General features: G+C 62.2%; 7 protein-coding genes, 3 tRNA genes and 1 riboswitch. Of the genes, 1 reads left to right on the top strand and 9 read right to left on the bottom strand.

Annotated elements, in window-relative coordinates:
• Positions 1-2 precede the first annotated feature (2 nt).
• The 6 genes from V0R59_RS18050 to alaS form a co-directional block, all read right to left on the bottom strand.
• A tRNA-Arg gene (locus V0R59_RS18050) sits at positions 3-76 on the bottom strand.
• 74 nt (positions 77-150) lie between these two features.
• Positions 151-227: transfer RNA gene (locus V0R59_RS18045), tRNA-Arg, on the bottom strand.
• A gap of 108 nt (positions 228-335) precedes the next feature.
• Positions 336-426 (bottom strand) — tRNA-Ser (locus V0R59_RS18040).
• A 72-nt stretch (positions 427-498) separates the two neighbouring features.
• A complete protein-coding gene (csrA, locus tag V0R59_RS18035) occupies positions 499-687 on the bottom strand; it encodes a carbon storage regulator CsrA (RefSeq protein ID WP_009399024.1) in 189 nt (62 codons plus the stop codon).
• A 182-nt stretch (positions 688-869) separates the two neighbouring features.
• Complete coding sequence (locus tag V0R59_RS18030; protein WP_330075719.1) at positions 870-2,105, bottom strand: aspartate kinase; 1,236 nt, start codon at positions 2,103-2,105, stop codon at positions 870-872.
• A gap of 87 nt (positions 2,106-2,192) precedes the next feature.
• The gene (alaS, locus tag V0R59_RS18025) at positions 2,193-4,817 is read right to left on the bottom strand and encodes an alanine--tRNA ligase (protein ID WP_330075718.1); all 2,625 of its coding nucleotides are present in this window, start codon (positions 4,815-4,817) and stop codon (positions 2,193-2,195) included.
• A 227-nt stretch (positions 4,818-5,044) separates the two neighbouring features.
• A riboswitch (FMN riboswitch) is annotated at positions 5,045-5,198 on the top strand.
• A gap of 109 nt (positions 5,199-5,307) precedes the next feature.
• Here alaS and V0R59_RS18020 point away from each other — a divergent pair.
• Positions 5,308-5,805, top strand: a complete 498-nt coding sequence (locus tag V0R59_RS18020) for a 6,7-dimethyl-8-ribityllumazine synthase (RefSeq protein ID WP_330075717.1) — start codon at positions 5,308-5,310, stop codon at positions 5,803-5,805.
• Between the two features lie 78 nt (positions 5,806-5,883).
• On the opposite strand, the gene astE is transcribed toward V0R59_RS18020, so the two are convergent.
• From astE to astB, 3 genes are read right to left on the bottom strand one after another with little or no spacing between them, the layout of a single operon-like run.
• The gene (gene astE, locus V0R59_RS18015; RefSeq protein WP_330075716.1) at positions 5,884-6,894 is read right to left on the bottom strand and encodes a succinylglutamate desuccinylase; all 1,011 of its coding nucleotides are present in this window, start codon (positions 6,892-6,894) and stop codon (positions 5,884-5,886) included.
• Positions 6,895-6,905: 11 nt separating this feature from the next.
• The gene (locus V0R59_RS18010; RefSeq protein ID WP_042124493.1) at positions 6,906-7,196 is read right to left on the bottom strand and encodes a topoisomerase II; all 291 of its coding nucleotides are present in this window, start codon (positions 7,194-7,196) and stop codon (positions 6,906-6,908) included.
• A 14-nt stretch (positions 7,197-7,210) separates the two neighbouring features.
• Positions 7,211-8,560 (bottom strand): N-succinylarginine dihydrolase, encoded by a 1,350-nt coding sequence (astB, locus tag V0R59_RS18005; protein ID WP_330075715.1) that lies wholly within the window; start codon positions 8,558-8,560, stop codon positions 7,211-7,213.
• Positions 8,561-8,572: the final 12 nt, after the last annotated feature.

Below are 8,572 nucleotides of genomic sequence, written 5' to 3'. Positions count from 1 at the left end.
GGTGCACTCGACAGGATTCGAACCTGTGACCGCTCGGTTCGTAGCCGAGTACTCTATCCAGCTGAGCTACGAGTGCAGGGTTGGTATTTGATGGACCAGATCACCACTGGTTGAAGCGGAAGCAACTTTCAATGAAAATCGCTTCTTGTATGGTGCACTCGACAGGATTCGAACCTGTGACCGCTCGGTTCGTAGCCGAGTACTCTATCCAGCTGAGCTACGAGTGCATTTGAAGCCGCGCATTATAGTTCGCTAAATCGTTTTGGCAATCACTTTTTCGTTTGATTTCAACTACTTAGTGATTCATGCCAGATTACAGCGCCCTACATGAATAATGGCGGAGAAGGGGGGATTCGAACCCCCGATACCCTTGTGAGGTATACTCCCTTAGCAGGGGAGCGCCTTCGGCCACTCGGCCACCTCTCCGCAACACGGGGCGTATAATAACCAGACCCTTCCCCGTTTGCAAACTCTTTTTTGAAAAAAAAACGATAAAAATTAAAGGGTTGGTTCTTCGTCCTTCTCTTTCTTGATCCGAAGGTAGATTTCCTCACGGTGCACGGCCACTTCCTTGGGGGCGTTCACACCGATTCGCACCTGGTTTCCTTTGACGCCGAGCACGGTCACGGTGATTTCGCCATCGCCAATGATCAGGCTTTCGGCACACCGACGAGTCAGAATCAGCATACGTTTTTCCTCACGGGATTCAGTTCAGGGACAACAGTCTGTAAATAAGAAAGGCTTCGGCGTACAACCAGGACGGTTGTCGGCCTACACCTGAGTATTGACCAGCCTGGCTGATGCGGCGGGCGCTACACCAGTCGAAAAAAGAGGGGCGCGGCCAGACCGCGCCCCTCCAGGGACAACGCTTACTCGCCCTGACGGGCCGGAGCGTCCAGCTCGAAGGCGGTATGCAGAGCGCGTACAGCCAGTTCCAGGTACTTCTCTTCGATGACCACCGAGACCTTGATCTCGGAAGTGGAGATCATCTGGATGTTGATGCTCTCCTTGGCCAGGGCTTCGAACATGCGGCTGGCAACGCCCGCGTGGGAGCGCATGCCGACGCCGACGATCGAGACCTTGGCGATCTTGGTGTCGCCGATCACTTCACGAGCGCCGATCTCGGCAGCCGTGGTCTTCAGCACGCCCATCGCCTTCTCGTAATCGTTGCGGTGCACGGTGAAGGTGAAGTCGGTGGTGTTATCGTGCGAGACGTTCTGCACGATCATGTCGACTTCGATGTTCGCGGCGCTGATCGGGCCGAGGATCTTGAATGCCACGCCCGGAGTGTCCGGTACGCCACGGATGGTCAGCTTGGCTTCATCGCGGTTGAAGGCGATGCCGGAAATGATCGGCTGTTCCATGGATTCCTCTTCATCAATGGTAATGAGGGTACCCGGACCCTCCTGGAAGCTGTGCAGCACGCGCAGCGGAACGTTGTACTTGCCGGCGAACTCGACGGCACGGATCTGCAGCACCTTGGAACCGAGGCTGGCCATTTCCAGCATCTCTTCGAAGGTGATCTTGTCCAGGCGCTGGGCCTGGGACACCACGCGCGGGTCGGTGGTGTAGACGCCATCCACATCGGTGTAGATCTGGCATTCGTCAGCCTTCAGGGCTGCCGCCAGGGCCACGCCGGTGGTGTCGGAACCACCGCGACCGAGGGTGGTGATGTTGCCGTGCTCGTCGACGCCCTGGAACCCGGCGACCACGACCACGCGGCCGGCCTTGAGGTCGCCACGGATCTTCTGGTCGTCGATTTGCAGGATGCGCGCCTTGTTGTGCGCGCTGTCGGTGAGGATCCGCACCTGGTTACCGGTGTAGGACACCGCCGGAATGCCACGCTTGATCAGCGCCATGGCGAGCAAGGCGATGGTCACCTGCTCACCGGTGGAGACGATCACGTCCAGTTCACGCGGAACCGGCTGATCGCTGATCTGCTTGGCAAGGTCGATCAGGCGGTTGGTTTCGCCGCTCATCGCCGACAGCACAACCACCAGGTCATCGCCAGCTTCGCGGAATTTCTTGACCTTTTCGGCAACCTGCTCGATTCGCTCGATTGTGCCGACCGAGGTACCGCCAAATTTCTGTACGATCAACGCCATTTCAAAGCCGCCTCAGCCCGTGAAGGGCACCCAATAAACAAAACACAACGCCGACGGCCCGTCACTAGACGACGGGCCGCCGGCGCCTCAGACACCCTGCTCTACGAAAGGCACGGTCAGGGCCAGCGCACCGTCCAGCGCCGCGGCGTCCACGCCACCGCCTTGCGCCATGTCCGGACGACCACCGCCCTTGCCGCCCACCGCCGCAGCGGCTTGCTTCATCAAATCCCCGGCTTTGAGTTGGCCGGTGAGGTCCTTGGTCACGCCGGCGACCAGTACGACCTTCTCTTCGTGGACACTGCCGAGCAGGATCACTGCGCGGCCGAGCTTGTTCTTCAATTGATCGACCAGGGCCAGCAGGGCCTTGCCATCCTGGCCGTCCAGGCGCGCAGCCAGGACCTTGACGCCCTTGACGTCCACGGCGCTGTTGGCCAGGTCGTCACCGGCGGCGCTGGCGGCCTTGGCCTGCAACTGCTCCAGTTGCTTTTCCAGCTGGCGGTTGCGTTCGAGCACCGCCGACAGCTTGTCGATCAGGTTGTCGCGACTGCCCTTGACCAGTTGCGCGGCTTCCTTCAGTTGCTCTTCCGCACCGTTCAGGTAGGCCAGTGCAGCGGCGCCGGTCACGGCTTCGATACGGCGCACGCCGGAAGCCACGCCGCCTTCGCTGACAATCTTGAATACCGCGATGTCACCGGTACGCTTGGCGTGGATGCCACCGCACAGCTCGACCGAGAAGTCGCCGCCCATGCTCAGCACGCGCACGCTGTCGCCGTACTTCTCGCCGAACAGCGCCATGGCGCCCTTCTGCTTGGCGGTCTCGATATCGGTCTCTTCGGTCTGCACCTCGGAGTTGCGGCGCACTTCGCGGTTGACGATCTCTTCCAGGGCCTTGATCTGCTCTGGCTTGACCGCTTCCGGGTGGCTGAAGTCGAAGCGCAGGCGCTGGCTGTTCACCAGGGAGCCCTTCTGTTGTACGTGCTCACCCAGGACCTCGCGCAGCGCGGCGTGCAGCAGGTGGGTGGCGGAGTGGTTCAGCGAGGTGGCGTGCTGCACGTCGGCATCGACCTTGGCCTCGACCTGGGCACCGACGCTCAGGCTGCCACTGGCGATCACGCCGTGGTGCAGGAAGGCACCGCCGGTCTTGGTGGTGTCGCGCACGTCGAAGCGTACGGCGCCGGCCTGCAGGTAGCCGGTGTCGCCGATCTGGCCACCGGATTCGGCGTAGAACGGCGTGCGATCGAGGATGACCACACCCTCCTCGCCTTCACCCAGTTGCTCGACGGACTGGCCGTCCTTGTACAAGGCGACGACCTTGGCGCTGCCTTCGGTGGCGCTGTAGCCGAGGAATTCGGTGTCCACGTCGACCTTGACCAGGCTGTTGTAGTCCAGGCCGAAGGCGCTGGCGGAACGGGCGCGCTCGCGCTGCGCTTCCATTTCACGCTCGAAGCCGGCCTCGTCGATGCTCAGCTCGCGCTCGCGGGCGATATCGGCGGTCAGGTCCATCGGGAAGCCGTAGGTGTCGTAGAGCTTGAACACCACTTCGCCCGGAATGACGTTGCCCTGCAGGTCGGCCAGGTCCTGTTCGAGGATCTTCAGGCCCTGCTCCAGGGTCTTGGCGAACTGCTCTTCCTCGGTCTTCAGCACGCGCTCGATGTGCGCCTGCTGGGATTTCAGCTCAGGGAAGGCTTCGCCCATCTCGGCGACCAGCGCGGCGACGATCTGGTAGAAGAAGCTGCCCTTGGCGCCGAGCTTGTTGCCGTGACGGCAGGCGCGGCGCACGATGCGGCGCAGCACGTAGCCACGGCCTTCGTTGGACGGCACCACGCCATCGGCGATCAGGAAGCCGCAGGAACGGATGTGGTCGGCCACCACTTTCAGCGAAGGCTGGCCTTCGTCGGTGCAGCCGATGGCCTTGGCCGAGGCGGCCAGCAGGCTCTGGAACAGGTCGATCTCGTAGTTCGAGTGCACGTGCTGCAGCACGGCGCTGATGCGCTCCAGGCCCATGCCGGTGTCCACCGACGGTGCCGGCAGCGGGTGCAGGACGCCGTCCGCAGTGCGGTTGAACTGCATGAAGACGTTGTTCCAGATCTCGATGTAGCGGTCACCATCCTCTTCCGGCGAGCCGGGTGGGCCGCCCCAGATGTCGGCGCCGTGGTCGTAGAAGATCTCGGTGCACGGGCCGCACGGGCCGGTGTCGCCCATGGTCCAGAAGTTGTCGGAGGCGTACGGCGCGCCCTTGTTGTCGCCGATGCGAACCATGCGTTCGGCCGGTACCCCGACCTCCTTGGTCCAGATGTCATAGGCTTCGTCGTCGCTGGCGTAGACGGTGACCCAGAGCTTTTCCTTCGGCAGGTTCAGCCACTTGTCCGAGGTCAGGAAGGTCCAGGCGAAGGTGATGGCATCGCGCTTGAAGTAGTCGCCGAAGCTGAAGTTACCCAGCATTTCGAAGAAGGTATGGTGACGCGCGGTGTAGCCGACGTTTTCCAGGTCGTTGTGCTTGCCGCCGGCGCGCACGCATTTCTGGCTGCTCACGGCGCGGGTGTAGGCGCGCTTTTCCTGGCCGAGGAAGCAGTCCTTGAACTGGTTCATGCCGGCGTTGGTGAACAGCAGGGTCGGGTCGTTGCCCGGGATCAGGGAGCTGGAGGCGACTCGGGTGTGTCCCTGCTCTTCGAAGAATCGAAGGAAGGCTTCACGGATTTCTGCGCTTTTCATAGGTTCTTCCACGGAAACGGCGGCCTGAGGCAAATGTGCGCGTCAAATGACGAAAACGACGGCAAAGGGCCGCATTATAGCTAGCCTGCACGGCAGTTGTAGTGGCTTTTATACGCTGGCGGCAGGCATTCAGGATGAAATGCATGTTAATCGGGGTGATTTAGTTAGCAGGCTATACGTTCTTTCGAAAACTATGTTACAAACAACACCGCCATCACCCATGATGGCAACGTTCTCAGGGCGGGGTGCAATTCCCCACCGGCGGTAATTGCGCGCAACGCGCATAGCCCGCGAGCGCTTGCAGGCCAAGGCGTGCAAGGTCAGCAGACCCGGTGTGATTCCGGGGCCGACGGTCATAGTCCGGATAAAGAGAGAACGGGATAGGCACCGTTGTGTCCGTTCGTCCGCAACTTTCGCTTCAGCAGCGTCGCGGCGACCATCCCTTTCGATCCAGATGCCCTGTTTCTCATACAAACAGGAGTCCGTTTCAATGCAAGCAACCCCCATCGGCCACGGCAACGAGCGTATCGCTTTCGTACAAGCCTGCTGGCACAAGGATATTGTCGATCAGAGCAAGAAAGGTTTCGTCGAGGAGATGGCCAAGCATGGCTATCAGGCCGGCGATATCGATTTCTACGAGGTCGGCGGTGCCTTCGAGATCCCCCTGCACGCCAAGCTGCTGGCCCGTGGTGGCCGCTATGGCGCCATTGTCGCCGCCGGCCTGGTGGTGGATGGCGGCCTGTACCGCCATGAGTTCGTCGCCCAGGCCGTGATCAACGGGCTGATGCAGGTCCAGCTGGAAACCGAAGTGCCGGTGTTCTCCGTGGTGCTGACCCCGCATCACTTCCATGCCGGTGACGAGCACCAGAAGTTCTTCTTCGAGCATTTCGTGCTGAAGGGGCAGGAAGCGGCGAATACCTGTGCCGATACGCTGTTGAAGCTGCGCGCCTTGCGCCGCAATGAAGTGCCGCAGAAGGTGGCCGTATAAAAGAAGAAGGCCGCGGTGAGAACCGCGGCCTTCTTTGCTTTGGGCCTGCCTCGCAAGCCTTCGCGAGCAAGCTCGCCCCTACACACCCAGACCTTCAGTCGAAGCAGGGACAATCAGGATCCCCGCCCGCAACCCGTTCTTCACCTTGGGATTGGGGAAGATGATCCGCGCCCCCTCCTCCTCCACGATCCAGCGCGTCTCCGCCAGGTCTTCCGCCAGCAGGTAGCCACGGGACAATTCCGAGAAGTTCTCGATATCCGCCGGCAGATGCAGATGGAAGCTGTCGCTGTGCTTGATGATCTCGCGGGCGACGCTGAACAGTTGCAAGCCGTCCAGCTCGTCGGCCTGCGCCGGCTCCGTGCCTTCGATGATCTGGATCAGGCGGTTTTCCAGGCGGTCGAGATTGACCTGCTGGTTCTGCCCGAACGGCCGCGCCTTGCCCAGCTCCAGGGTGAAGGACTCGGCATCGAGGTTTTCGTAGGTGTAGGCGGTGAAGGTGATCGAGGTCTTGCTCTGCAGCAGCACCGCTTCCATCCCGGCGGCGCGCAGCCGGGCCAGTTCGCGACGGGAATGCTGTCGCCCTTCCTTATAAGGATAGAGCGCGAACTGCTCGATCTTCGATCCGCGGATCGCCGTGTGCAGGTCGTAGTGCAGCCGGGTACGCCCCGGGATGCTGAAGAAGGTTGCCGCCAGGTGCTCCAGGTCGCCGGCGCGCATGGCTTCCGATCCACTGGTCAGCTCATGACGGCCATTGAACAGGCGGTTGACGTCCTGCTCGATGTAACGCTCGCCGCGGCGGATCGCCTCGGGGTTGCCGAACAGGAACAGGATCCGCGCCCGTGGCTGCACCTGACCGCTGGCAATACGCCCCAGCAGGTCGTCGAGCAATTCGATCGGTGCCGTCTCGTTGCCGTGGATACCGGCGGAGAGGAGGATATCCAGCCCGCTGTCCCGCGACTCCGGCGGACGCACTTCCAGCGCCCCCTCGGCCAACCAGCGCAAACGCACGCCTTGAACTGTCGTCTGGGTCTTCTCGGCCGGTTCGCGACCGGCCAGGGTCAGTTCAAGCAGTTTGCCGAGGGCGAGCATGGTGTCGTTCCTTAGTGATGATGTCCGCAATCGGGACCGTGGACGTGATCGTCATCGTCGCCGGCATCCGCCGGCTCCATTTCCAGTTGCAGGCTGACCAGGTTGGTGGCCAGCGGACGCAGCAGCAGGTTGGCGTACTCGGTGTCGCCTTCTTCGACGTCGACGCCGATCAGCAACTGGCCGCGACCATCCTGCTGGATCCACACTTCCTTGCCCTGCCAGATCACCGCAAAGCGGCTGCTGGATACTTCACGCTGGTTACCATCTTCGTCTTCAAGGATCAGTTGCAGGGCGTCGGACATGTTCGGGTGCTCTTTCAGGGGTTGAGTTGGAACGGATAGACCGAGCCCAGCTTGAGGATCCGGGTCAGTTCATCCAGTGCCGTACGGCATTCCACCAGCAGTTGCGGATCGGCCAGGTCGCTTTCGACCAGGCGGTCGCGGTAGTGCCGGTCGACCCATTGGGTCAGGGTGTCGTACAGCGGGGCGGTCATGATAACGCCTGGATTGACCGCCGCCAGTTCCGTTTCATTCAGCGCTACGCGCAGGCGCAGGCAAGCCGGGCCACCGCCGTTCTGCATGCTCTGCTTGAGGTCGAACACGCGCACCTCGGAAATCGCGCCATTCTGGCTGGTCAGGCTGTTCAGGTAGGCCCAGACCCGCTCGTTGTTGCGGCATTCTTCCGGCACGATCAGCAACATCGAACCGTCGTCGCGAGACAGCAGCTGGCTGTTGAACAGGTAGGAACGCACCGCGTCCTCCACCGAGACCTGGGCCCGCGGCACGCAGATCGCCTTGAAGTTGCCGCCACGCCGGGCCAGCTTGTTCTTCAGTTCGGCCAGGACCCGCTCGGTATCGAGGAAGGCGTCCTGGTGATAGAACAGCACTTCGCCGTTACCGACCGCGATCACGTCGTTGTGGAACACGCCCTGGTCGATCACATCCGGATTCTGCTGAGCATAGACCACGCCGTCATCCGTCAAGCCGTGCAGCCGGGCCACGGCCTGCGAGGCTTCCAGGGTCTGCCGCGCCGGGTATTTGGCCGGCGCCGGGTAGCGGGTGTCGAAGGCACTGCGGCCGAACACGAAGAACTCCACGCCCGGCTCGCCGTAGGCACGGCAGAAGCGCGTGTGGTTGGCCGCGCCCTCGTCGCCGAACTGGGCCACCGCCGGCAGCGCCGCGTGGTGAGCGAAGTGCTGCTGGTCGGCGAACATCGCCCCCAGCACGCGGCTGGTGGTCGGGTGCTCGATGCTGCGGTGGTACTTGCAGTTGAGGTTGGCGGCGGTGAAATGCACGCGGCAGTCGGCGGTGTCGGCGCTCGGGCTGACGGTGGCCGCGTTGGCCACCCACATGCTCGACGCGGAGCAACTGGCGACCAGCAGCGGCATGGCTTCTTTCGCTGCACGCTGGACGACTTCGGCATCGCTGCCGCTGAAGCCGAGGCGACGCAGCGCAGCCACGTCCGGGCGCTCCTGCGGCGCCAGCACGCCCTGCTTGAAGCCCATGTCGGCCAGGGCCTTCATCTTGGCCAGGCCCTGACGCGCCGCTTCCCGCGGGTTGGAACCCTGCTGGCTGTTGCTCTGCGAGGCGACGTTGCCGTAGGACAGGCCGCCATAGTTGTGCGTCGGTCCGACCAGACCATCAAAATTCACTTCAAACGATTTCATCGGCTAAGGCTC

It is taken from the genome of Pseudomonas ulcerans (genome assembly GCF_036324125.1).
Lineage (GTDB): Bacteria > Pseudomonadota > Gammaproteobacteria > Pseudomonadales > Pseudomonadaceae > Aquipseudomonas > Aquipseudomonas ulcerans.
The sequence above is the reverse complement of the archived record's forward strand: the minus strand, read 5'-3'. Positions and strand labels throughout refer to the sequence as shown.